Source organism: Streptomyces flavochromogenes, from assembly GCF_000717595.1.
In the GTDB taxonomy this organism is placed as follows: domain Bacteria; phylum Actinomycetota; class Actinomycetes; order Streptomycetales; family Streptomycetaceae; genus Streptomyces; species Streptomyces flavochromogenes.
Window position 1 is genome coordinate 38,609 of record NZ_JNZO01000019.1, and the last position, 23,258, is coordinate 61,866.

A 23,258-nucleotide genomic window follows, 5' to 3' on the forward strand; every position below is an offset into this window, starting at 1 on the left:
ACACCTCCGGACGGGACGACGGGACGACCTAGTGGCACGCGTGCGTAATCGGATCGCCGGAGTCATCAGCTTCTTCGGCGAACTCCTCATCACGGCGGGCCTGGTGCTCGGCCTCTTCGTCGTCTACTCCCTGTGGTGGACCAACGTCCTCGCCGACCGCGCCGCCGACCAGGACGGCGCCCAGGTCCGCGACCGCTGGGCCGACGGACCCGGCGCGCTCGACACCAAGGACGGCATCGGCTTCCTCCACGTGCCGGCGATGAACAACGGCGAAGTCCTGGTCAAGCAGGGCACCAAGAGCGCGATCCTCAACAACGGCGTCGCCGGCTACTACACCGACCCGATCAAGTCCGCGCTCCCGCAGGACAAGCAGGGCAACTTCACGCTCGCCGCGCACCGGGACGGACACGGCGCCAAGTTCCACAACATCCACAAGTTGAAGAACGGCGACCCGATCGTCTTCGAGTCCAAGGACACCTGGTACGTCTACAAGGTCTACAAGACCCTGCCGGAGACCACGAAGTACAACGTGGACGTCCTGCAGCCCGTCCCCAAGGAGTCGGGGAGGACGAAGCCCGGCCGGTTCATCACGCTGACCACCTGCACGCCCATGTACACCTCCGACTACCGGTACATCGTCTGGGGCGAGCTGGTGCGTACGGAGAAGGTCGACCGCGACCGGACGCCTCCGGCGGAGCTGCGCTGAGCGCCCCGCACGGGAAGAGTCGAAGCGCCCCGGGCGGGCCGAAGGGGAGAGCCCCGGCATCCAGTGGATGCCGGGGCTCTCCCCTTCGAACGGTCCGACCGTCTGAACGGTCGTGGGGGCGTCAGTCGAAGAAGCCGCCGCCGCCGCCACCGTTGTTGTCTCCGCCGCCGGGGTTGCCGCCGTTGCCGCCGCCCAGCGTGACGACGGTGATCGGCTGGGTCGTGGGGACCGTCGAACCCTCAGGGGGGTTCGTGCCGAGGACCACCGCGTCCTCCTTGTCGGAGTTCTGCTGCACGACCGTCAGGCCCAGGCCCTGGAGCATGTCCCTGACCTCGCTGAACTTCTTGCCGGTCAGACCGGTGGGGATCTGGACCTGGGTCTGCTGCGGTCCCTTGGAGACCTTCAGCGTGATCTGGGTCTCCTTGGACTGGTCCGAGGGGCCCTGCGGAGTCTGATCGATGACCGTGCCCGCGGGCTGGTCCGAGTCGACCTCTTCCTTGGTGATGTTGGTGAAGCCGACCCCGTTCAGCTGCTGAACGGCCTGGTCGTAGCTCCGCGTCTTCACATCGGGAAGCTGCAGCAGCTTCTGCTTCGCGACGGTGATCGTCACCTCGGAGTTCTTCTCCGCCCTGGTGCCGCCGTCCGGATTCTGCTGCAGGACCGTGCCGGGGTCCTCATCGGACTCCTGCTGCTCGACCTTGACCTTGAAGCCCTTGTCCTTCAGGGACTGCTCGGCGCGCTCCTGGGACTGTTCCTGGACGTCCGGAACCTCCACGAGCGGCGAGCCCTCGGAGACGACCACCTGGATCGTGGCGCCGGTGTCCATCTTCGTGGTGCCGTCCGCGACCGGGGACTGGCGGCAGATGGTGCCCTTGGGCTGATCGCAGCGCTCGGTGCCGGTCTCCTGCACCTTCACTTCCGCGTTGGTCGCCCGCTCCGTCGCCACCGCGACGGTCTGGCCGACCAGCTGCGGGACGGCGACCTGCCGGGTGCCGTCCTTCTTCTCGAACAGCGAGACGCCGATGAAGATCGCGCCGACGAGCACCAGGATGCCCGCGAGGGCCAGCAGGATCGTCGAGGTGTTCGACTTCTTCTGGCCACCGCGACGGCGGTCCGGGCGGTCGTCGTAGCCGTAGCCACCGTCGTCCGGGTTGATCGGGGGCAGCATCGAGGTCTGGCCCGCCGGGTCGGCCTGGCGCAGCGCCGTCGTCGGCTGGTCCTCCGGGTAGCCGCCGTAGCCGCCGCCGTACGCGGGGGCGCCCGTCATGCCCATACCCATGCCCATCGCGGCGGCGGCCGCGACCGGCTGACCGTCGAGGCAGGCCTCGATGTCCGCGCGCATCTCGTCGGCGGACTGGTACCGGTAGTCGGGGTCCTTGACCAGCGCCTTGAGGACGATGGCGTCCATCTCGGGCGTGATCTCGTGGTCGAAGTTGCTCGGCGGCTGCGGCTCCTCGCGGACGTGCTGGTACGCGACCGCGACCGGGGAGTCGCCGATGAACGGGGGACGGACGGTGAGGAGCTCGTACAGCAGGCAGCCCGTGGAGTACAGGTCGGAGCGGGCGTCGACCTGCTCGCCCTTGGCCTGCTCGGGGGAGAGGTACTGGGCCGTGCCGATGACCGCGGCGGTCTGCGTCATGGTCATGCCCGAGTCGCCCATGGCGCGCGCGATGCCGAAGTCCATGACCTTGACCTGGCCGGTGCGCGTCAGCATGACGTTCGCCGGCTTGATGTCTCGGTGCACGATGCCGGCGCGGTGCGAGTACTCCAGCGCCTGGAGGATGCCGACCGTCATCTCGAGGGTGCGCTCGGGCAGCAGCTTGCGCCCGGAGTGCAGCAGCTCACGCAGGGTCGACCCGTCGACGTACTCCATCACGATGTACGGGATGGAGACGTTGTCGACGTAGTCCTCGCCGGTGTCGTAGACCGCGACGATCGCCGGATGGTTCAGCGAGGCGGCGGACTGTGCCTCACGGCGGAACCGGGCCTGGAAGGACGGATCGCGGGCCAGGTCGGCCCGCAGCGTCTTCACGGCGACGGTGCGGCCGAGCCGGGTGTCCTGGGCGAGATACACCTCGGCCATGCCACCACGGCCGAGCACCGAGCCCAGCTCGTACCGGCCGCCGAGGCGACGCGGCTCTTCCATAGCTAATCCAGCCCTCTCCGTCTGTCCCGACCGCACCCATGGGTGGTCCGGCGGTGTGTGCTGTTCGCGCATACGGTACCGGCCCCGGGTAGACGATCCGCCCGGGGCCGGTAGCTGATACCTGACCGGTACCTCGCACGTACGGGCCCGAGACGTCAGCCCCGGGTGTTCAGGACCGCCTTCATCACGGCCTTCGCGATGGGGGCGGCGAGACCGCCACCGCTGATGTCCTCACGTGAGGTGCCCGCCGAATCCTCGACGATCACGGCGACCGCGACCGGGGAGCCCTCTGCGGTCTTCGCGTACGAGATGAACCAGGCGTACGGGCGCTTGGCGTTCTTCTCGCCGTGCTGGGCCGTACCGGTCTTGCCGCCGACCTTCACGCCGTCCATGTTCACGTCGGCGTTGCCGCCGGTGCCGTTGGTGACGACGCTCTCCATCATCTGCTGGAGCAGCTGCGCGTTCTCCTCCGAGACCGGGCGGCTCATCTCCTCCGGCTCGGTCTTCTTGAGCAGGTCGACGTTGGGCGCGCGCAGCTCGTCGATCATGTACGGCTTCATCAGCTTGCCGTCGTTGGCGATCGCCGCCGTGACCATCGCCATCTGGAGCGGGGTGGTCGCGGTGTTGAACTGGCCGATGGACGAGAGCGCGTTGCCACCGCGGTCGGCCGTCTTGTCGTAGACCGAGGCGGAGGAACGGACCGGGGTGAACTGCTCGGCGTTGAAGCCGAACTTCTCGGCCATCTCCACCATCTTGTCGCGGCCGACGTCGTCGCCGAGCTTCGCGAAGACCGAGTTGCAGGAGATGTCGAGGGCATGCTTCAGGCTGGCGTTGGCGCAGCCCTTGGCGTGGTTGATCATCTCTCGCTTGGAGAGGGGGATCTTCCAGCCCTCGGGGGTGTCGGTCGCCGCATTGATGTCCTTGACCTTGCCGTTCTCCAGCGCGGCGGCGGCGGTCACGACCTTGAAGACGGAACCGGGCGGGTAGATCTCACGGATCGCGCGGTTCTGCTTCGGCTTGTTCTTGTCCTTCTCCAGCGCCACCCAGGCCTTCTCGTCCTTGGCGGAGTAGCCGGCGAAGGAGGAGGGGTCGTACGAGGGCGTGGAGGCCATCGTCAGGATCTTGCCGGTCTTCGGCTCGATCGCGACGACGGCGCCGGTCTTGTTGCCCAGACCCTCGAAGGCGGCCTTCTGCGCGGCGCCGTTGAGGGTGGTGACGACGTCGCCGCCCTTCTTCGTCTCGCCGGTGAACATGGCGAGGGTGCGGTCGAAGAAGAGCCGGTCGTCGTTGCCGGTGAGGATGCCGTCCTCGATCTTCTCGATCTGGTTGGCGTCGTAGGCCTGCGAGGCGTAGCCCGTGACCGGGGCCCACATGGGGCCGTCGGTGTAGGTCCGCTTGAACTTGTAGTACGGGTCCTTGGAGTCGACGGAGCCGGTGATCGGCTTGCCGTCCACGATGATGTTGCCGCGGGCGTTGGCGTACCGCTCGATCTGGACGCGCTTGTTGGTCGGGTGGGCGTTCAGCTCGTCGGCGCGGACGAACTGGAGCCAGTTGTCCCGCAGGAGCAGGGCGAGGATGAGCAGGCCGCAGAAGATCGCGACCCGGCGCAGCGGCTTGTTCACGGACGGACCACCTGGGTCATCTCAGCGTCGGGGGACGGGGCGGGCGCGGGTGCCGGGCGGCGCGCGGTGTCGCTGATCCGGATCAGGATGCCGATCAGAGCCCAGTTGGCGATCACGGACGATCCGCCGTACGCGAGGAACGGCATGGTCATACCGGTGAGCGGGATGAGGCCCATCACGCCGCCGGCGACGACGAAGATCTGGAGTGCGAAGGCGCCGGAGAGGCCCATCGCGAGCAGCTTGCCGAAGGGGTCACGGGCGGCGAGGGAGGTGCGGACACCGCGCTCGATGATCAGCCCGTAGATGAGCAGGAAGACCATCACGCCGGCGAGACCGAGCTCCTCGCCGACGGTGGCGAAGATGAAGTCCGAGTTGGCGGCGAAGCCGATCAGGTCGGAGTTGCCCTGGCCGAGGCCGGTGCCGAGGATGCCGCCGGAGCCGAAGGACATCATGACCTGGCTCATCTGCTGGCAGGCCGCGACGCCCTCCTTGGCGCAGCCGAACGGGTCGGCCCAGGCATCCACGCGGTCCTGCACGTGGCCGGCGAAGGAGGCCACACCGACCGCGCCCGCGACCGACATGAGAAGACCCATGACGATCCAGCTGGTCCGCTCCGTCGCCACGTACAGCATGATCACGAACATGCCGAAGAACAGCAGCGAGGTACCGAGGTCGTTCTCGAAGATCAGGATGAGGAGGCTGACCGCCCAGATCGTCAGGATCGGGCCGAGGTCGCGTCCGCGGGGCAGGTAGAGCCCCATGAAGCGGCGGCTGGCCAGGGCGAGCGCGTCGCGCTTCACCATCAGGTAGCCGGAGAAGAAGATCGCGAGCACGATCTTCGCGAACTCACCGGGCTGGATGGAGAAACCGGCGACGTTGATCCAGATCTTGGCGCCGTAGACGGCCGACCCGAGCCCCGGGACCAGCGGCAGCAGCAGGAGGACGAGCGCCACCACCATCGAGATGTACGTGTAGCGCTGGAGGACCCGGTGGTCCTTCAGGAACAGCAGCATGCCGACGAACATGGCGATGCCGATGGCCGAGTACATCATCTGCTTCGGGGCGTCCGGGCTGAAGCTGTCGTACAGCCGCATCGACGTCGCGATCAGCCGCGGCGACTGGTCCAGCCGCCAGATCAGCACCAGCCCCATGCCGTTGAGCAGGGTCGCCAGGGGCAGCAGCAGCGGGTCCGAGTACGGGGCCCACTTCCGCACCACGAGGTGCGCGACGCCCGCGAGGAGCGCGAGGCCGAGCCCGTACCCGAGCATGCCGGCCGGGACTTTGCCGTCCATGGCCAGGCCCACGTTGAGGTAGGCGAACACCGGGATGGCGACGGCGAACGCCAGCAGTGCCAGCTCGGTGTTGCGCCGGCTCGGCGCCTCGATCGCGCCGATGGTGGTCGTGTTGGTGACAACGCTCATGGTGGTGAAAGGCCCCCTACGGGTGCTTACTGCTTGCCGCAGTTCGAGGCCAGCTTCTGCTCCTCCGCGGTGAGGGTGGGACCCGGGGTCGGAGCGGCTGTGGTGGGCTTGGAGTCAGGGGTGGCGGCGCCGTCCGGCGTTTCGGCCGGCGGCTTGCTCGCCTGGTCGGCCGCCTTCTCGGCGGCCGCGCGGCGCTCCGCCGTCTTCTTGCAGGCCGAGGCCTGCACGGCCAGCTCGGCGATCTTCGTCTCGGCCTTGGCGAGGCTGCCGCCCGTGATCGTGTCCTCGACCTGCTTCTGCTGGTACGCGGGGAGGTACTTGAGTTCGATCTCGGGGTGGTCCTTCTCGACCTTCGACAGCGAGACCCAGGCCAGGTCCTGGCTGATGCCCTGGTACAGCGCCACGTGCTGGTCCTTGGACCCGACGAAGTACTGGGTCTGCGTCCAGCGCCAGCCGCCGTACAGCCCGCCGCCGATGATCGCGAGGACGAGGATCAGGAAGAAGGAGCGCTTGAGCCACTTGCGGCCCTTGCGCGGCTTCACGAAGTCGTCGTCGGTGTACGACTCGAAGGAGCCTTGCGGGGGCATTCCGCCGTAGCCGTGGCCGTCGCCGCTTCCGGGCGGGCCGAACCCGCCGGCGGGCGGCTGCTGGTGCGGGGCCGGGCGACCGAGTCCGGAGGCGCGGCCCGCCGGGGTCTGCATCGCCCCGCCGTCGTTCAGCTGGGCGGCCTGGTTCTCGGCGACCGCGCCCACGATGACCGGGGTGTCGCTGAGGTGACCGGCGAGGGTGTCTCCGCCGTCGACGTCCAGGACATCGGCGACGATCACCGTGATGTTGTCGGGGCCGCCGCCGCGCAGGGCGAGCTGGATCAGCTCCTGCACGGTCTCCTGCGGGCCCTGGTAGCTGGCGAGGGTGTCCTCGAGCGTCTGGTGCGAGACCACGCCGGACAGGCCGTCGGAGCAGATCAGATAGCGGTCGCCGGCTCGGACCTCACGGATGGAGAGGTCGGGTTCGACGTGGTCGCCACTGCCGAGCGCGCGCATGAGGAGCGAGCGCTGCGGGTGGGTGGTGGCCTCTTCCTCGGTGATCCGGCCCTCGTCGACGAGCCGCTGGACCCAGGTGTGGTCCTGGGTGATCTGGGTCAGCACACCGTCGCGGAGCAGATAGGCGCGCGAGTCGCCGACGTGCACCAGACCGAGCCGCTGACCGGTCCACAGCAGGGCGGTGAGCGTGGTGCCCATGCCTTCGAGCTGCGGGTCCTCCTCGACCATCATCCGGAGCTGGTCGTTGGCGCGCTGCACCGCCGTGCCGAGCGAGGTGAGGATGTCGGAGCCGGGGACGTCGTCGTCGAGCGTGACGAGGGTGGAGATCACCTCGGAGGAGGCGACCTCACCGGCGGCCTGGCCGCCCATGCCGTCGGCGATGGCGAGCAGCCGGGGGCCGGCGTAGCCGGAGTCCTCGTTGCCCTCGCGGATCATGCCCTTGTGCGAGCCCGCGGCGAATCGCAGGGACAGAGTCATGCGCACCTGCCCTGTCGACGCTGCATCGGGGTACAGCCGGTCTCGACCCACACTGCCCACCCTCCGGTCGCTCCGGTCACGCCGGTCGCTTCAGTCGCTCCGGTCAGGAGCCCGGCACGGTCTGTGGCGGGGACCGTCCCGACTCGCTCGCTCCGCTCGCGCCTATTCATGATGTAGCACTACTTCCGCAGCTCGATGACGGTCTTGCCGATGCGGATCGGCGCGCCCAGCGGAATGGGTGTGGCGGTGGTGAGGCGCGCCCGGTCGAGATACGTGCCGTTCGTGGACCCGAGATCCTCGACGATCCACTGGCCGTCCCGGTCCGGGTAGATCCTGGCGTGCCGGCTGGACGCGTAGTCGTCGTCCAGCACGATCGTCGAATCATGGGCCCGGCCCAGCGTGATCGTCTGCCCCTGGAGGGCGACGGTCGTGCCGGTGAGGGTGCCCTCGGACACGACCAGCTTGGTCGGGGCGCCGCGGCGCTGCCGCCCACCGCCCGCGGTCTGCTGGCCGCGCTGCTGCGGAGGCGCGGCGGCTTGCCGCGCCTGCTGCTGCTGAGGTCGCGCCTCCTGGCGACGTGAACCGCGCTGGGTGACCCGCGTACCGAAGAGGTCGCTGCGGATGACCTGGACGGCCACGATGACGAACAGCCACAGAACGGCCAGGAAACCCAACCGCATGACCGTCAGGGTCAGCTCTGACATTGCCCCCGCTTCACCCTTCGGCTTGCCGGTAAACGATGGTGGTGCTGCCCACGACGATCCGCGAGCCGTCGCGGAGCGTAGCGTGGGTTGTGTGCTGCCCGTCCACCACGATGCCGTTGGTGGAACCCAGATCCTGGATCGTCGAGGGCGTTCCGGTCCGGATCTCGCAGTGCCGGCGGGAGACGCCGGGATCGTCGATCCTCACGTCCGCGTCGGTGCTGCGGCCGAGGACCAGGGTCGGGCGGGAGATCTGGTGGCGGGTGCCGTTGATCTCGATCCAGCGGCGCACCTGGGCGCCCGCTCCCCCGTGCGTACCGGGGCCGGGGGCCGCCGGACGGCCCGCGGCAGCGGCCGCCGGCCGGTGGCCGGGACCGCCGGGAGGCGGGGAGGCGGGCATGGGCGGGGCGCCGGCCGGGGGGTACCCGTATCCGCCGCGGCCCTGTCCCGGGCCCTGCTGCTGGTGAGGCTGCTGCTGGCCGCCCGCGGGCGGCTGCGGCTGTGACGTACTCGACGCCAGGGTGCGGCTGCGGACTCGGTACAGACCGGTGTCGAGGTCCTCGGCCTTCTCCAGGTGGACCTTGATCGGCCCCATGAAGGTGTACCGCTGCTGCTTCGCGTAATCCCTGACCAGGCCGGCGAGCTCGTCGCCGAGCTGACCCGAGTAGGGGCTGAGACGCTCGTAGTCCGGCGCGCTCAGCTCCACGATGAAGTCGTTGGGGACGACGGTCCGCTCGCGGTTCCAGATCTGCGCGTTGTTGTCGCACTCGCGCTGGAGCGCGCCGGCGATCTCGACAGGCTGGACCTCGGACTTGAAGACTTTGGCGAAGGTGCCGTTGACCAGACCTTCGAGACGCTGCTCGAAACGCTTCATGACTCCCATAGGGCACCTCCTCCGTCGTTGTCGTCCTGGTACTGCTTACTGATCGTATCCACGCGTCGGGAAATCGGCTGGTTCCCCTTCTCTGCCCTGTGGACGAGTGTCACCTCTCACAAGCCTTCCCCACGGATCGTAGAGGCGGCCTGTGGACAGTGTCCCGCACCCGGCTGTGGGAGCGGGGGCTCGGTCGCGGTCCGGGGGCGGATCGAGGGTGGTTCGGGGCGATCCGAGGCGGGCTCGGCGCCGAACCGGGGCCGGTTCGGGGGCGCTCCCGGACGGTCCCGGGTGATGCATCCCTCTTCTTACCCCTCCTCCCTCTTCTCCCCCTTCCTCCTCTTCATCCCTCCGACTTCCTCCACGTCTCCCCTTCTCCTGGTGCCCTCCCCGCACCCTCCTTCCCTTCTCCGGGCATCTGTCCCTCCCTCACCTTGGTCTGCGTGAGCGGGGGCCAAACAACGGATGTGAATCCACGGTCTGCGACGTGCTAATCTTCTGATGTCGCCAGGCGCTCGCACCGCAAAGTGAGAGAGTCCGGAGCACACCCAATGCGCGGGTGGCGGAATAGGCAGACGCGCTGGATTCAGGTTCCAGTGCCCGAAAGGGCGTGGGGGTTCAACTCCCCCCTCGCGCACCAGTTCAACTCGGGAAACCGAGGAAACGGTCGGCATCGTGATCACGATGCCGACCGTTTCGTTTATCCCCCGATGTGACGAGGGCGCGGCCCCCGTAGAGCGATCGGGTGGGGGTGTGAGGTGGCTCGCACGCCGGGACCTCGGGCTGTGATCAGCGGTCAAGAGCCCACGCGTCAGGGGGCGGCCACGGGGCGGGGGCCACACGGGCGGGGAGCCACGGGTCACGTGGCGGAAGGCCACGGGGTTGCGGGGGCGTGTGGCGGAAGGCCACGGGGTCACGTGGCAGAGGGCTGCGGGTCACCAGGCAGAGGAACGCGAAAGGGGCCCGGCTGATGCCGGGCCCCTTTCTTCTCGTAGCGGGGACAGGATTTGAACCTGCGACCTCTGGGTTATGAGCCCAGCGAGCTACCGAGCTGCTCCACCCCGCGTCGGTGATGCCACTCTACACACTTCCGAGCCCGCCCTTTCCCGCGCGCCATGACCAACGTCACACCGGTCGCCCGGGGGTGGTGTGCGTCATCGGATTCCCGTCCGGCCGAGGAAGGACGTGGGGCCGTGACCGGTGAGCAGACGGGTGTCCTCCGGGCAGAGGTCGCCGACCAGGCGGAGGGAGTCCTCCATGCTCGCCGGGCTCGCGGTCGGTGCGTCCGCGCGTCCCCGGCCGCTCGCCAGCAGGGTGTCGCCGGTGGCGAGCAGCGGCTCGTCGCCACCGTCGAAACGGAACATCACCGAGCCGCCGGTGTGGCCGGGCGTGTGCAGCACCGTGACGGTGCCGGCGGCGAAGGCCAGCTCACCGCCCCGCTCGGGAAGTTCGCGCACCTCGTCGGGCTCCCGGTCCGGATGGCCGACGAGCAGGTCGCGGGGGAACGAGTCGGGCAGCCCCTTGGCGGGAGCACCGAGTTGGTAGCGGTCGGCCGGGTGGATCCAGGCAGGGACGCCGTAGTGCCGGGCGAGCGGAACGGCGTCCCAGGTGTGGTCCATGTGGCCGTGGGTGATGAGGATGGCCTCGGGTTCGAGGCGGTGGGCGCGGACGGCCCGCAGGACCGCCTCGCGGGAGTCGTGGCCGGGATCGACGACGAGGCAGGGATTTCCCGGTCCGGCGGCGACGAGGTGGACGTTCGTTCCGAACATGCCGGTGGCGGTGGACAGGACGAGCAGGCGCATGGCTGGGAACCCCGTTCGTTCAGCGCGCGCCGACCGGTTCCGGCAGGGCGGCGAGTTCGGCCAGGGCTTCCGGCGGGAGGGTCAGGGAACCGGCCTCCACGTTGTCCTCCAGGTAGCGGCGGGTCTTGGTGCCCGGGATGACAGCCACGTGCTCGCCCTGGGCCAGCACCCATGCGAGCGCCACCTGGGCGACGGTGGCGCCGAGGCCGTCGGCCAGGACCCGTACCCGGTCGATGATCGGCTGGTTGGCGCTGAGGGCCTCGGCCTGGAACCGCGGGATCCCGTGCCGTCCGTCCGCCGTCGGCAGGTCCTGCGGGCTGCCGATCAGGCCGGACAGGAACCCCCGGCCGAGCGGGGCGAACGCGATGAACGCGATGCCCTGGCGCCCGCAGTACGCCACCACGCCGTCCTTCAGGGCGTCCCGGCTCCCCAGCGAGAGCTCGCTCTGCACGGACGCCACCGGGTGGATGGCGTGTGCCCGGCCGATCTCCGCGACCGAGGCCTCGGAGAGCCCGATCGCACCGAGCTTGCCCTCCTCCACCAGCTCCGCGAGCGCGCCCCAGCTCTCCTCGACCGGTACCTCGGGGTCGATGCGGTGCAGCTGATAGAGGTCGATGTGGTCCACGTCGAGCCGCCGCAGGCTCGCGTCGACGGCTGCGCGCAGATGCGCGGGCCGGCCGTCGCGGTGGCTCCTGTAGGTGGCCGGGTCGTCGACGACGAGCCCGCCCTTGGTGGCGAGCAGCGTCTTCTCGCGACGTCCCTTGAGCGCCTTGCCGACCAGCAGTTCGTTGGTGAACGGGCCGTACTGGTCCGCCGTGTCGATCAGGTCGACGCCGAGGTCGACGGCGTGCCGTACGACCGCGATGGACTCGCTCTCGTCCCGGCCCAGCTCGTCGTATCCCCACGACATGCCCATGCAGCCGATGCCCACGGACGCGAAGGTCCTCTGCGAGCCGCCCAGTTGGATTCTGCGCATGGTCGTGCGCACCGCCTCTCCCGTTGTGCCCCCGTGGAGCCCCGACCTCGTTCCGTGTGCCGGACGCCCCGTCATGTGCAGCCAGAACTCTGCCATACGCCATGGATGTCTACTAGAGCCAGATGTCTTTTGTATGACAGGGCTCTGCTACATGTGTGCCGCTGGTTCGCCCTCTGCCTCATGGGAGACTCTTGATATGGCGAAGACGACGACGGAGACGGTCGCCGCAGGTCGACTCGGGCACACGATCAAGAGGGCCGAGCAGGCTCTGATCGGGCGCAAGACGGAGGCGCTGCGGGAGTTCGGTCTGACCGTGCCGCAGTACGCGGTCCTGATGCTGTTGTCGGCCTCGGACGGCATGTCCGCGGCGCAGCTGGCACGCGAGTGCATGGTCACGCCGCAGACGATGGCCACGGTTCTGACCAACCTGGAGAAGGCCGACCTGGTGGTCCGGGAGCCCTCGGAGCTGCACCAGAAGGTCGTGGTCAACCGGGCGACCCGGGCCGGCCGGGCCGTCGTGAAGAAGGCCGACAAGGCGGCGCTTCGCGTCGAGGGGGCGCTGGGCGCCGAGTTCACGCCCGAGGAGAGGGCGCGGTTCGAGGAGTACCTGGAGCGGGCGGTCGCTGTTCTGGGATCGCTCGAATAGACGGCTCCGCTGCGGGTGGCGTGCTGCCGGTGGTGGGCTGCGCGGGGTGGGCTGCGAGTCGCCGGAGGCGGCGGTGGTCCCCGGGTGGCGGGTTGCGCGCGGCGGCCGCGGGCCGCGGGTGGCGGGTTGCGCGTGGCGGCGGTGGCCGCGGGTGGCGGGCCGGAGGGTGCGACTTTTGTCGACGGCGGGTGCGACGAAAGAGGGACGACCCGGGACAGGGCTGCCGCCTACGGTGCGAGCGTGGACGTTATGTCGAAGTCGGGGACCCGGAGTTCGTACGGGATCGGGGCCGCGCTCGCCGCAGGGTGGGCGTGGTTCGCGGTGCCGGGGCAGTGGTCGGGGCGCAGGACCACCGGTGAGGTGGCACTCGCCGCGGTCGTCGCGCTGCTCGGCGCCGGGACCGAGGACCTCCTGGGCGGCGAGGGATGGGTGCTGGGCGTCGTCGCCGCCGGGTCCGCCCTGCTGTCCCTCGTGCGGCGCAGACTTCCCGCGAGCGTGCTCGTCCTGACCGCGGGACTCACGCCTTTCGTGCCCGGCTTCGGGCCCCTGCTGCTCGTCGTCGGCTGGTCCTCCGGCCGGTACATCGCGGGGGCGGGCCGCGCGCTCGCCGCGTTCATCGCCGCCTTCGTGCTGAACGTCGGGGGGAGTCTCGTGGGGCCCTGGGAGGGGGGCCGGCTGCTCACCATCGCCCTCACGGCGACCCTCTACTACCTGGGCACCACCCTGGCCCCCGGGCTCGCCCACCGGTACTGGACCCAGCGGCGGACCCTGCTGCACGCGCTCCAGGAGCGCAACGCCCAGCTGCTGCGGGAGCGGACCATGGTGGTCGGGCAGGCGCGGCTGCGGGAGCGGCAGCGGATCGCCCAGGACATGCACGACAGCCTCGGGCACCAACTGGCCCTGATAGCCGTCCACACCGGGGCCCTGGAGGTGGACCGGCAGCTGAGCGAGCGCCAGCGCGAGGTCGTCGGCGTCCTGCGGAACGCGTCGGTGACCGCGATGCACGAGCTGCGGGAGGTCGTCGGGATCCTCCGCGACGGGATCGAGGCCCCCGACGGTTCGGCGGCGGCGCCCGGGCGGTCCGGGGACGAGACGGGCCGCGCGGCGCGGGGGATCGCGGGCATCGAGGGGCTCGTGGAGGCGGCGCGCACGGCCGGCACCTCGGTCGGCCTGAGACGGTCGGGGGAGGAGCGGTCGCTGGCCCCGGCTGCCGACCACGCCGCGTACCGGATCGTGCAGGAGGCCCTCACCAACGCCTACAAGTACGCGCCGGGGGCGGCGATCGGCGTCGACCTGCGGTACGAGCCGGACACCTTCGTCGTCGAGGTCCTCAACGAGAAGCCCACGGAGAAGCCCGCCGAGGACGTGGTGAGCGGCGGGCAGGGGCTGACCGGTCTCGCCGAGCGGGCCCGGCTGGTGGGCGGCATGTGCCATGCGGGTCCGGCCGACGGCGGCGGGTTCCGGGTGGCCGGGATGCTGCCCTACGGGGCGGCGCCCCTCGCGGAAGCGGCGCCTTTGGTCGATGCTGCCGACGACTTCCGGCAGCAGACCACGAAGCCGCTGGTGGGTGAGGGTCGTCCGGTCGTGGTCGGACCGGCCGACTGGACATTCACGGAGCGGGAGCTGGCCATGGCGGTGCGTGGGGGAAGAGGCAGAAGCACGGGCGGTTCGATCGCGCTGGGCTGCGGGATCGCGTTCGCGGCGCTCGTCCTGCTCGTGGTGGCGGTGGGCTTCGGTCTCTACTTCCTGATGGGATCGGTGAAGGAGGGGATGATCGAGCCCGCGCAGTACGACGCGGTGAAGGTCGGGGCGCCGGAGAAGGAGGTGCGCGGCCAGCTCCCGTCCGGCGACACGATCGCCACGGCCGGCCTCAGCGGCAAGGGACCGGCGCAGCCGGAGGGAGCCGACTGTCTGGTGCTGATGTCCTCGGAGTTGAGCGACACCTTCGAGAAGGAACCCGTTTTCCGGTTCTGCTTCAAGGACGGCAAGCTGATCGAGAAGAAGTCGTACGAGGTCGAGGCGCGCTAGCGCCGACCCGCCCGTACCGGAGCCGTGGGGAGTAGCTGTGGCAGGGCAGCCCATCAGGGTGGTGATCGCCGACGACGAGCCGCTGATCAGGGCCGGGATCCGGATGATCCTCACCTCCGACCCGGAGATCGAGGTCGTCGCCGAGGCCGCCAACGGCCGGGAGGCGGTCGAGGCGACACGGGCGCACGCCGCCGACGTGGTGCTGCTCGACATCCAGATGCCGGTGCTCGACGGCCTCTCCGCGCTGCCGGAGCTGCGCCGGTCGGCGCCGGCGGCCCGGGTGATCGTCCTGACGACGTTCGGGGAGCGGGACAACGTCCTGAGGACCCTGGAGCACGGGGGCGCCGGGTTCCTGCTGAAGGACACGGCGCCCGCGGAGCTGATCCGGGCGGTACGGGCCGCCGCGGCGGGGGACGCGTATCTGTCACCGGCGGCGACCCGGCATGTCGTGGAGCGGCTCGCCATGGGCCGGGAGGCGGCCCGTGCCGAGGAGGCTCGGGGGCGGGTCGCGGGCCTGAGCGAGAAGGAGCGCGATGTGCTGGCGCTGCTCGGCGAGGGGCTGTCCAACGCGGACGCGGGGAAGCGGCTGCACATGAGCGAGGCCACGGTGAAGACGTACGTGAGCCGGATCCTCGCCAAGCTGGACTGCGAGAACCGGGTCCAGGCGGCACTGCTCGCGCGGGACGCGGGGCTGTAGCGGGGTCGTAGGGGCGGGCAGCCCCGCTACCGCTCACGGGGTGGCAGGGGCGAGGTGGGGAGGAGGCGGAACGGGGCCGGCGCCGCCCCAGGAGTTATCCACAGGCGCTTGTCCACAGGGGGAGACGGCCGCTCGGGTGCGGCGGTACCTTCAGGCCGGATGATGTTGGACTTTCTCATCGGGGGAGGGCAGGCCATGGACGACAACCAGGTCGTGGTGCCGGGACCGCGCGGCACGGACGGAGCACAGGACGGCGGGTCGGACAGCGGCTCGGGCGGCGTGCGCGTGCCGCACGTGCCGGGCTTCGCCCGCCGCGCCGCCGTCGTCGGCGGGACCGCGGGGGCCGCAGCCTCCCCCAAGGCGCGCGGCAAGGCACTGCGCGAGCGGGTCCCGCGCTCCGCCCACCGGCAGCCCGCCCTCGCCGCCGACCGCCCCGACGCCGTGCGGGCCGTCGAGGAGTCGAACCGGGACCGCGTCCCCGAGCTCGCACCGATACGGGTCGGCAGGATGGCGGCCAGCCCCTTCACCTTCCTGCGCGGAGCCGCCGGGCTCATGGCCCAGGACCTCGCCGGCACCCCTGTCACCGGGATCGCGGCCCAGCTGTGCGGCGACGCCCACGCGGCCAACTTCGGGCTCTACGGAGACGCGCGCGGCCGGCTCGTGATGGACCTGAACGACTTCGACGAGACCGTCGTCGGCCCCTGGGAATGGGACCTCAAGCGGCTCGCCACCTCCCTCGTCCTCGTCGGCCGGGAAGTGGGCGCGAGCGAGGAGGTGTGCCGGGCCGCCGCCTTCGACACCGTAGGCGCCTACCGGCGCACCATGCGGCTGCTCGCCCGTCTCCCCGCCCTCGACGCGTGGAACGCCATCGCCGACGAGGAACTCGTCTCCCACACCGACGCCCGCGACCTCCTCGGCACACTGGAACGGGTCTCCGCCAAGGCCCGCAACAACACCAGCGCGCGGTTCGCCGCCCGCTCCACCGAAGCCGTCACCGACGACGAGGGCGGCGGCCGCCGCTTCGTGGACGCTCCCCCGGTCCTGCGCAGGGTCCCGGACGCCGAGGCGGCCGCCGTCGCCGCCTCCCTCGGCCCCTACCTGGAGACCGTGTCCGAGGACCGGCTGCCGCTCCTCGCGCGGTACGCCGTGCACGACGTCGCCTTCCGGGTCGTCGGCACCGGCAGCGTCGGCACCCGTTCCTATGTCGTGCTGCTCCTCGACCACCGGGGCGAGGCACTCGTCCTCCAGGTCAAGGAGGCCCGCCCGTCCGCTCTGCTGCCCCATCTGCCGACCGCCGGATACACCGTGCCGGACCCCGGTCACGAAGGGCGGCGCGTGGTGCTCGGGCAGAAGCGCATGCAGGTCGTGAGCGACATTCTGCTCGGCTGGACCACCGTGGAGGGCCGCCCCTTCCAGGTGCGCCAGTTCCGCAACCGCAAGGGCAGCGTCGATCCCGCCGCACTCACCGTGGACCAGGTGGACGACTACGGCCGGATGACCGGGGCCCTCCTCGCCCGCGCCCACGCCCACAGTGCCGACCCGCGCCTGATAGCCGGGTACTGCGGGAAGAACGAGGAGTTCGACGAGGCCGTCGCCGCGTTCGCCGTCTCCTACGCGGACCGCACCACCGCCGACCACGCCGACCTGCTCACCGCCGTCCGGGCGGGCCGCATAGCGGCAGAACTGGGCGTCTGACCGACGCCCCGAGGAGTTCGGAGTCGGAAGGACCGTAGGCTGGGTGGGACGAGCCGGAACGAGGACGTGGGCGGGCGTAGACGTGAGCGTGCACCAGGGTGCGAACGAGGGCCCCGAGAGCGAGCGGCCTCAGGACGAGCCGTCCGGGAGCGAGTCGCCGCAGCAGGAGCCGGGCCGGGACGAGCCGCTTGCGAGCGGGACGCCGCAGGCCGAGCGGGACGAGCGGCCCGAGGCGCGGCTTGAGCGGGCCGTGCGGGTGGCCGAGCAGGCGTTGATCGAGTTCGAGATCGCCGTCGAGACCTTCCGCGTCGAGGTGGACAACTTCTCGCGGCTGCACCACCAGAAGCTGGGCCCGATGTACGCGCGGCTCGACGAGCTCGATGCCCGGATCGCCGAGGCGCGGGCGGCGCGGACCGGTGACCCCGAGGATCTGCGGCGTGCGCAGGAGGCGCGGGCCGCGGTCATGCCGATGCCCGGGGTGGACGAGCTCTTCCACGACTGGATCGACTCCGACGGGTTCTCCCCCGAGGCCGAGGCCATGCTCACCGACCGTCCGGTGCGGCCGCCGAAGCGGGTCCGTCCCAACGAGGAGGTCCGCAGGCTCTACCGGGAGCTGGCCCGTAAGGCCCACCCCGACCTGGCCCGCGAGGAGGACGAGCGGAAGCGGCGCGAGGAGTTCATCACGCGGGTGAACGCCGCCTACGCCCGCGGGGACGAGGCCGTCCTCCGCGAGCTGTCCGCCGAGTGGGAGGCCGGTCCCGTGCCGGCCGAGGAGCGGCTCAGCGAGAGCGAGGAGCTGTACGCGCGCCTCGAGTGGCTGGCGCAGCGCAAGGACATGCTGTCGACGCTGGCGCGTGAGCTGGAGGAGAGCGCTATCGGCGCGATGCTGCGGATGGCGCCGGAGGACCCGGACCGTCTCCTGGAGGAGATCGCGGAGCAGCTGCTCGCGCAGGTCTCCGAGCGGGAGAGCGAGCTGGCCGGGCTGGTGCAGTAGGTTTTTCCGTGCGCTCGAGACCCTTCGGGCGGTACTGATCGAGAGAAGGCCGGTTCCATGAATTTCTCCCCTCTGCCCTCGGTGGACGCGGCTTCCGTGCCGGCCGATGCCCTGGTGCTGGACGTCAGGGAGGACGACGAGTGGGCGGCCGGGCATGTCGAGGGTGCGCTGCACGTGCCGATGAGCGACTTCGTGGCCCGCTTCGGTGAGGTGACCGAGGCGGTGGCCGAGCGTGGCCGCGCGTATGTGATGTGCCGGGTGGGTGGCCGGTCGGCGCAGGTCACGCAGTATCTGGTGCAGCAGGGCTTCGACGCGGTGAACGTGGAGGGCGGCATGCTCGCCTGGGACGGTGCCGGGCGCCCGATGGTGGCGGGTACCGGAAGCCCGGCCTTCGTTCTCTGACGTTCTCCGGGCTTCCCGACCGGCTCCGGCGGGGCTCAGCCGAGGGGGTGGGCGGCCAAGAGGTCGCCCAGGGCGTCCTCGTGGGCCGCGGCGGGGCCGAGTGACAGCTCCAGGTGCTTGGCCCAGGCGTGGAAGCGGTGCAGCGGGTAGTCGGTGTCGGCGCCGAAGCCGCCGTGCAGGTGCTGAGCGGTCTGCACCACCCGTCGGACGCCTTCGGAGGCCCAGATCTTCGCGACGGCGATGTCCCCTTCGGCGGGGAGTGCCGCTTCGGCTCCGCTGGACAGGCGCCATGCGGCCTGCCAGAGGGTGACCTCCATGGCGCGCAGGTCGATGTAGCGGTCGGCGGTCTGAACGGCGACGGCCTGGAAGGTGGCGACGGGGTGCCCGAACTGTTCGCGCTTTCCGGTGTATTGGCTCGTCATGGTGAGGACGGCCTCGCCGAGGCCGAGGGCGAGCGCGCAGGTGCCGGTGGTGAGGAGTCCGCGCAGCCAGTCCCAGGCGCCTTCGGTGTCGATGACGTCGGCGCTGTCGAGGCGGACGGCGTCGAGCCGTAGTTCCGCGAGGAGTTCGCCACTCGTGGAGTACTGCGCGGTGAGGGTCAGTCCGTCGTGGGTGCGGGGCAGCAGGGCGAGGACGGTGGCGCCGTCGGGGGTGTGTGCCGGCACGGCGATGATGTCGGCGCCGTGGGCCCAGGGGACGGCGGTCTGCAGGCCGTCGAGGATCCAGTCGGTGCCGTCGCGGCGTGCGGTGACGGCGCGTTCGGCGGGGTCGTGGCCGGTGCGTCCCTGGGAGGCGGCGGTGAGGACGAGTTCGCCGCGGCTCACGCGGGGGAGCAGTCCGGAGGCCGTTTGCGGGGGTGCGTACCGCTCGACGGTCATGGCGACGGCGCTGGTCTCCAGGAGGGGGACGCGGGCCAGGACGCGGGCCGATTCGCGGAGGACGAGACAGAGGGCGACGGGGTCGAGCCCTCCACCGCCGTGCTCCGGGGACACCACGAGGCCGAGGAGGTCGGCGGCGGCGAGGTGGGACCAGAGCGGTCGGTCGAGGTCCTCGGACACGGCGCCCGGTGTGAGGGCGGGGCTCGGTACCGCGTCGGGCGTGACGCCCGAGAAGACCGCCTTGGCGGCCTCGACGGCCGCCTGCTGCTCTTCGGTGAAGGTGAAGTCCACTGCCCTGCCCTCCCGTTGTGCCCCTGCTGGTCCTGACGGTTGGTCAAGATAGAACAGGTTCTAGTGGAAGGGAATGGCGGCGCCACAGTCGGGTCGGGGTGTGGCGCCGGCTCCTCATTCGTCAGCGGTCGAAGTCCAGCTCCACGTCGGGGGTGACCGGGTGGGACTGACAGGCCAGGACGTATCCGGCTTCGGTCTCCTCCGGTTCCAGCGCGAAGTTGCGGTCCATCCGCACCTCTCCGCCGACGAGGAAGGCACGGCAGGTGCCGCACACTCCGCCCTTGCAGGCGTACGGGGCGTCCGCGCGGGAGCGGAGCACCGTGTCGAGGAGGGTCTCGCCGCGGTCCACCGGCCAGGTGCCGGACCGGCCGTGCAGGGTCGCGGTCAGTGTGGCGTGCGCCGGGGTGTCGGCAGTGGAGACGGGGGCGGGCGCGGAGCCGTCGTCGACGTGGAAGATCTCCTGGTGGATCCGGCCGCGGTCGACACCGAGGCCGCGCAGGGCTCCCTCAGCGCCCTGGACGAGCCCGAAGGGGCCGCAGAGGAACCAGCCGTCGATGGTCTCGACGGGCAGGAGCGAAGGCAGGAGCGAGGCGAGCCGCTCGCGGTCGAGCCGGCCGGACGGCAGACCCGCTTGCTGCTCCTCCCGGGAGAGGACGGTGACCAGCTGGAACCGGTCGGGGTAGCGGTCCTTCAGGTCGGCGACCTCGTCCAGGAACATCGTGGACGAGGCGGTGCGGTCGCTGCGGATCAGGCAGAACCGGGCCTCGGGCTCGCGGGCGAGCAGGGTGGCCGCGATCGACAGGACCGGAGTGATGCCGCTGCCGCCGACGACGGCCGCGAAGTGGCCGGGGCGCGGGGCGAGCGAGAAGCGGCCCATCGGCTCCATGACCTCGACGAGGTCGCCGACGGCCAGCTCCTTGAGGGCGTACGTCGAGAAGGCGCCGCCGTCCACGAGCCGGATGCCGACGCGGAGGACGGGGGCCTCGCCGGGCGGGGTGGCGGGGGCGCAGATCGAGTACGTGCGCCGGACCTCCTCCCCGTGTTCGCCCGTGCGGCGCAGGGCGAGGTGCTGGCCGGGGAGGTGCCGGTACGTGTCGTGGAGCTCGGGCGGGACGGCGAAGGTGACCGCCACGGAGTCGTCCGTGAGCTGCTCGACCTCGCTCACCCTGAGGGGATGGAACCCGGCCCGTCCGCCGGCCCGGGCGCCCACGCCTGAGGACTCCATCTACAGCTCCTTGAAGTGGTCGAACGGTTCGCGGCAGGCGGTGCAGCGGCGCAGAGCCTTGCACGCGGTGGAGGAGAAGCGGCTGAGGAGTTCGGTGTCGGTGGAGCCGCAGTGGGGGCAGCGGATCGCGAGGGTCAGTGCTACCGGGCCTCCGTCCGGGCCCTGGGGGCGCGGTGGCGCGACGCCGAACTCGGCGAGCTTGCGCCGCCCTTCCTCGCTGATGTCGTCGGTGGACCAGGCGGGAGCGAGGACCGTGACGACGGAGACCTCCGGCACTCCGTGCTCGTGGAGCGCGCGCTCGATGTCCGAGGACATGGTCTCGACGGCGGGGCAGCCCGTGTACGTCGGCGTGAGGGCGACCTCGACCCGGCCCGGGCCCGTGACGTGTACGCCGCGCAGGACGCCCAGCTCCGCCAGGGTGAGGACGGGCAGCTCGGGGTCGAGGACGGCGCCGGCGATCCGGCTCAGCTCCTCCTCCAGGGCCGTCATGGTCACCATGTCGCCCCCGGGTGGCTGCGGTGGAGGTGCTGCATCTCGGCGATCATCCGTCCGAACGGCTCGGTGTGCAGTCCCTGCCGGCCGGCGCCCGCGGCCCAGGCGCCGGTGCGCGGACCCTCGGGCACGGTGAGCGTGGCCCTGCCGAGGACGTCGGTCACCGAGGCCAGCCAGGCGCTCTCCATGGCCGCGTGGTCCACGTCGACTCCCTCGACGGGCTGGAACAGTTCGCCCGTGTACCGCCAGAGGGCGTCGCAGGCCCGCTGCATGCGGCGGTGGCTCTCGTCGGTGCCGTCGCCGAGGCGGAGCGCCCAGTGCTCGGCGTGGTCCTGGTGGTAGGCGACCTCCTTGACGGCCTTGGCCGCGAGGCCGGCGAAGGGGCCGTCGCCGGAGGCCAGCTGCCCGTACAGGAGTCGCTGGTAGGTGGAGAAGTAGAGCTGCCGGGCGATGGTGTGGGCGAAGTCGCCGTTCGGCTGTTCGACCAGCTGCGCGTTCCGGAAGGAGCGCTCCTCGCGGAGGTACGCCAGTTCGTCCTCGTCGCCGACGAGGGACAGCAGGATGCGGGCCTGGCCGAGGAGGTCGAGCGCGATGTTGGCCAGGGCCACCTCCTCCTCCAGGACGGGGGCGGATCCCGCCCACTCCCCCAGGCGGTGGGAGAGGACGAGGGCGTCGTCGCCGAGGGCGAGGGCGGCGCCGGTGATCACGGCGGCCCCGCTCGTGACCGGGGTGGTGCTCACAGGTGCTTCACCCCCTCCGGGATCTCGTAGAACGTCGGGTGGCGGTAGGGCTTGTCCGCGGCCGGCTCGAAGAACGGGTCCTTCTCGTCGGGCGAGGAGGCGGTGATCTCCGCGGAGGGCACGACCCAGATGGACACGCCCTCGCTCCTGCGGGTGTACAGGTCACGGGCGTTGCGCAGGGCCATCTCCGCGTCGGGTGCGTGGAGACTGCCCGCGTGGGTGTGGGACAGCCCGCGGCGGGAGCGCACGAACACCTCCCACAGCGGCCAACTGTCGCTCGTCATGCCTGTGCCTCCCCGTGCTTGCCGGTGTGCTGGTGCTGCTCGGCGTGGTGCTTGTCCACGCGGTGCTTCTCCGCGTGGGCCGCCGCGGCCTCTCTGACCCAGGCGCCGTCCTCGTGGGCCTGACGCCGACGGCTCAGCCGCTCCTCGTTGCAGGGGCCGTTGCCCTTGAGGACGTCCCAGAACTCGGCCCAGTCGATGGCGCCGAAGTCGTAGTGCCCGCGCTCCTCGTTCCACCGGAGGTCGGGGTCGGGGAGGGTGAGTCCGAGCGCCTCGGCCTGGGGCACGGCGATGTCGACGAAGCGCTGCCGCAGCTCGTCGTTGGAGTGGCGCTTGATCTTCCAGGCCATCGCCTGGGCGGTGTGGGTGGACTCGTCGTCCGGCGGGCCGAACATCATCAGCGAGGGCCACCACCACCGGTCCACGGCGTCCTGCGCCATGGCGTGCTGCGCCTCGGTGCCACGGGAGAGGGCGAGCAGCGCCTCGTACCCCTGGCGCTGGTGGAAGGACTCCTCCTTGCAGACCCTGACCATCGCGCGGGCGTACGGCCCGTAGGAGCAGCGGCACAGCGGGACCTGGTTGGTGATCGCGGCGCCGTCCACGAGCCAGCCGATCGCGCCGACGTCGGCCCAGGTCAGCGTGGGGTAGTTGAAGATGGAGGAGTACTTCTGGCGGCCCGAGTGGAGCTTGTCGAGCAGCTCGTCGCGGCTGGTGCCGAGGGTCTCCGCCGCGCTGTACAGGTACAGGCCGTGGCCGGCCTCGTCCTGGACCTTCGCCATGAGGATCGCCTTGCGCCGCAGCGAGGGCGCGCGGGTGATCCAGTTCGCCTCCGGCTGCATGCCGATGATCTCGGAGTGGGCGTGCTGCGCGATCTGCCGGACGAGCGAGGCGCGATAGGCCTCGGGCATCCAGTCGCGCGGCTCGATCCGCTCGTCGGCGGCCACTGCGGCGTCGAACACGGCCTCGTAGGCGGCCTGCTCCGCCGCCACGGCCGCGTCCGACACGCCGGGCGCGCCCGTGGTCTCTGCCGTCCCTGCCGTCACTGCGGTCATCGGACTCCCTACCGACCGATCGTTCGGTTGAATAGCTTCAATGGTGAGTCGGCGGCCCGTATGGTGTCA

General features: G+C 70.9%; 21 protein-coding genes and 2 tRNA genes. 8 read left to right on the forward strand and 15 right to left on the reverse strand.

Translation table 11 applies throughout. The features are described from left to right. Positions 1–31: 31 nt before the first annotated feature. Entirely contained in the window at positions 32–706 is a 675-nt protein-coding gene (locus IF00_RS0123995; protein ID WP_030321269.1) for a class E sortase, read from the forward strand. 121 nt (positions 707–827) lie between these two features. Here the strand turns inward: IF00_RS0123995 and pknB are convergent, their stop codons facing one another. From pknB to IF00_RS0124025, 6 genes are all read right to left on the reverse strand, one after another. Further along, entirely contained in the window at positions 828–2,852 is a 2,025-nt protein-coding gene (gene pknB / locus IF00_RS0124000) for a Stk1 family PASTA domain-containing Ser/Thr kinase (RefSeq protein ID WP_030321272.1), read from the reverse strand. A gap of 155 nt (positions 2,853–3,007) precedes the next feature. Continuing rightward, the gene (locus IF00_RS0124005) at positions 3,008–4,474 is read right to left on the reverse strand and encodes a peptidoglycan D,D-transpeptidase FtsI family protein (protein ID WP_030321273.1); all 1,467 of its coding nucleotides are present in this window, start codon (positions 4,472–4,474) and stop codon (positions 3,008–3,010) included. Then, entirely contained in the window at positions 4,471–5,895 is a 1,425-nt protein-coding gene (locus tag IF00_RS0124010; RefSeq protein ID WP_030321274.1) for an FtsW/RodA/SpoVE family cell cycle protein, read from the reverse strand. The genes IF00_RS0124005 and IF00_RS0124010 overlap by 4 nt, the downstream gene beginning before the upstream one ends. Positions 5,896–5,921: 26 nt before the next feature. Then, positions 5,922–7,415, reverse strand: a complete 1,494-nt coding sequence (locus IF00_RS0124015; protein ID WP_030321275.1) for a Stp1/IreP family PP2C-type Ser/Thr phosphatase — start codon at positions 7,413–7,415, stop codon at positions 5,922–5,924. 179 nt (positions 7,416–7,594) lie between these two features. After that, positions 7,595–8,119: an FHA domain-containing protein FhaB/FipA gene (locus tag IF00_RS0124020; protein WP_030321277.1), complete on the reverse strand. Its 525-nt coding sequence runs from the start codon at positions 8,117–8,119 to the stop codon at positions 7,595–7,597. A 10-nt stretch (positions 8,120–8,129) separates the two neighbouring features. Further along, complete coding sequence (locus tag IF00_RS0124025) at positions 8,130–8,999, reverse strand: FHA domain-containing protein (RefSeq protein WP_030321281.1); 870 nt, start codon at positions 8,997–8,999, stop codon at positions 8,130–8,132. A 544-nt stretch (positions 9,000–9,543) separates the two neighbouring features. On the opposite strand from IF00_RS0124025, the gene IF00_RS0124030 reads away from it, so the two are divergent. Further along, positions 9,544–9,630, forward strand: a tRNA-Leu gene (locus IF00_RS0124030). Between the two features lie 352 nt (positions 9,631–9,982). Here the strand turns inward: IF00_RS0124030 and IF00_RS0124035 are convergent. The 3 genes from IF00_RS0124035 to IF00_RS0124045 all read right to left on the reverse strand — a co-directional run bounded on the left by IF00_RS0124035 (position 9,983) and on the right by IF00_RS0124045 (position 11,768). Then, positions 9,983–10,056 (reverse strand) — tRNA-Met (locus IF00_RS0124035). 88 nt (positions 10,057–10,144) lie between these two features. Then, positions 10,145–10,792, reverse strand: coding sequence for an MBL fold metallo-hydrolase (locus IF00_RS0124040; protein ID WP_030321283.1), 648 nt, complete (start codon positions 10,790–10,792; stop codon positions 10,145–10,147). 19 nt (positions 10,793–10,811) lie between these two features. Further along, positions 10,812–11,768 carry an aldo/keto reductase gene (locus IF00_RS0124045; RefSeq protein WP_030321285.1) on the reverse strand — a complete coding sequence of 319 codons (957 nt, stop codon included), beginning with the start codon at positions 11,766–11,768 and terminating at the stop codon, positions 10,812–10,814. Positions 11,769–11,964: 196 nt separating this feature from the next. On the opposite strand from IF00_RS0124045, the gene IF00_RS0124050 reads away from it, so the two are divergent. The 6 genes from IF00_RS0124050 to IF00_RS0124075 all read left to right on the forward strand — a co-directional run bounded on the left by IF00_RS0124050 (position 11,965) and on the right by IF00_RS0124075 (position 18,230). Continuing rightward, a complete protein-coding gene (locus IF00_RS0124050) occupies positions 11,965–12,414 on the forward strand; it encodes a MarR family winged helix-turn-helix transcriptional regulator (protein WP_030321287.1) in 450 nt (149 codons plus the stop codon). Positions 12,415–12,663: 249 nt separating this feature from the next. After that, the gene (locus IF00_RS0124055; RefSeq protein WP_051820583.1) at positions 12,664–14,442 is read left to right on the forward strand and encodes a sensor histidine kinase; all 1,779 of its coding nucleotides are present in this window, start codon (positions 12,664–12,666) and stop codon (positions 14,440–14,442) included. Positions 14,443–14,479: 37 nt separating this feature from the next. Next, the gene (locus IF00_RS0124060; RefSeq protein ID WP_030321289.1) at positions 14,480–15,139 is read left to right on the forward strand and encodes a response regulator transcription factor; all 660 of its coding nucleotides are present in this window, start codon (positions 14,480–14,482) and stop codon (positions 15,137–15,139) included. A gap of 195 nt (positions 15,140–15,334) precedes the next feature. Further along, positions 15,335–16,834 carry a DUF2252 domain-containing protein gene (locus IF00_RS0124065; protein WP_030321290.1) on the forward strand — a complete coding sequence of 500 codons (1,500 nt, stop codon included), beginning with the start codon at positions 15,335–15,337 and terminating at the stop codon, positions 16,832–16,834. Between the two features lie 250 nt (positions 16,835–17,084). Further along, entirely contained in the window at positions 17,085–17,828 is a 744-nt protein-coding gene (locus IF00_RS0124070; protein WP_106975874.1) for a hypothetical protein, read from the forward strand. 57 nt (positions 17,829–17,885) lie between these two features. Then, complete coding sequence (locus tag IF00_RS0124075; protein WP_030321294.1) at positions 17,886–18,230, forward strand: rhodanese-like domain-containing protein; 345 nt, start codon at positions 17,886–17,888, stop codon at positions 18,228–18,230. Positions 18,231–18,265: 35 nt separating this feature from the next. Here IF00_RS0124075 and IF00_RS0124080 read toward each other — a convergent pair whose 3' ends face one another. The 6 genes from IF00_RS0124080 to paaA all read right to left on the reverse strand — a co-directional run bounded on the left by IF00_RS0124080 (position 18,266) and on the right by paaA (position 23,189). Further along, positions 18,266–19,399 (reverse strand): acyl-CoA dehydrogenase family protein, encoded by a 1,134-nt coding sequence (locus IF00_RS0124080; RefSeq protein ID WP_030321295.1) that lies wholly within the window; start codon positions 19,397–19,399, stop codon positions 18,266–18,268. Between the two features lie 121 nt (positions 19,400–19,520). Beyond that, on the reverse strand, positions 19,521–20,624 hold the full coding sequence (locus tag IF00_RS0124085; protein ID WP_051820585.1) for a 2Fe-2S iron-sulfur cluster-binding protein: 1,104 nt from the start codon (positions 20,622–20,624) through the stop codon (positions 19,521–19,523). Continuing rightward, positions 20,625–21,122, reverse strand: coding sequence for a 1,2-phenylacetyl-CoA epoxidase subunit PaaD (paaD, locus tag IF00_RS0124090; protein WP_030321298.1), 498 nt, complete (start codon positions 21,120–21,122; stop codon positions 20,625–20,627). After that, on the reverse strand, positions 21,116–21,856 hold the full coding sequence (paaC, locus tag IF00_RS0124095; RefSeq protein WP_051820586.1) for a 1,2-phenylacetyl-CoA epoxidase subunit PaaC: 741 nt from the start codon (positions 21,854–21,856) through the stop codon (positions 21,116–21,118). The genes paaD and paaC overlap by 7 nt, the downstream gene beginning before the upstream one ends. After that, positions 21,853–22,140 (reverse strand): 1,2-phenylacetyl-CoA epoxidase subunit PaaB, encoded by a 288-nt coding sequence (gene paaB / locus IF00_RS0124100; protein WP_030321301.1) that lies wholly within the window; start codon positions 22,138–22,140, stop codon positions 21,853–21,855. The genes paaC and paaB overlap by 4 nt, the downstream gene beginning before the upstream one ends. Beyond that, positions 22,137–23,189 (reverse strand): 1,2-phenylacetyl-CoA epoxidase subunit PaaA, encoded by a 1,053-nt coding sequence (gene paaA, locus IF00_RS0124105; protein ID WP_030321303.1) that lies wholly within the window; start codon positions 23,187–23,189, stop codon positions 22,137–22,139. Before paaA ends, paaB begins: the two co-directional genes overlap by 4 nt. Between the last annotated feature and the right edge of the window lie 69 nt (positions 23,190–23,258).